Genomic DNA, 907 nt, shown 5'->3' with positions numbered 1-907 from the left:
AAACGGCGACAGCGGCGACGACACCGGAAACGGCGACAGCGGCGACGACACCGGAAACGGCGACAGCGGCGACGACACCGGAAACGGCGACAGTGGCGACGACACCGGAAACGGCGACAGCGGCGACGACACCGGAAACGGCGACAGTGGCGACGACACCGGAAACGGCGACAGTGGCGACGACACCGGAAACGGCGACAGCGGACAGAACACTGGCAGGCAAGGCTTATACGGCTCTTATTTTGTTTTGGGTGCGGGCATCTCGAGCCTGTCCCAGATTGATTTTGAAGCCACGCCATACGGAACAGGTATTGCTTCGGAGCTTAACACCTATCGCAGCGACGGCGCATTCTGGGATGGTGGACCGTCTGATGATTTTGCAGCACGCTATTCGGGCAACCTGAATATCACTCAGAGTGGCAGATATACATTTTATCTGACTTCTGATGACGGTTCTGCACTCTATATCGATGGCCAGCCGGTTATTGATAATGACGGGCTGCACTGGTTTGAAGAGCAAAGCGCCACGTTGGACCTGTCCGAAGGCGCCCATGAGATTGAAGTGCTTTACTTCGAGCGGGGCGGAGAGGCGACTCTGCAGCTTGAATGGGAAGGTCCCGACAGCGGTGGCAACCGCGAAGTGATCAGCGGAGACGCCTTGAGCCACGGTGACAATGGTGACGACACCGGAAACGGCGACAGCGGCGACGACACCGGAAATGGCGACAGCGGCGACGACACCGGAAACGGCGACAGCGGCGACGACACCGGAAACGGCGACAGCGGCGACGACACCGGACACGGCGATAACGGTGGCGACACCGGACACGGCGATAACGGTGACGACACCGGACACGGCGATAACGGTGACGACACCGGACACGGCGATAACGGTGACGACACCGGA

The 907-nt window shown here is 60.1% G+C and carries 1 protein-coding gene; it reads left to right on the top strand.

What is annotated here, in order from left to right; translation table 11 throughout:
- On the top strand, positions 1-907 hold a 907-nt coding region (locus ACR0LX_RS22960; protein ID WP_480785635.1), incomplete at both ends, for a PA14 domain-containing protein.

It is taken from the genome of Ruegeria sp. CH11 (genome assembly GCF_056537105.1).
Note: the sequence above shows the minus strand (reverse complement) of the source record. Positions and strands in the feature narration are given on the sequence as shown.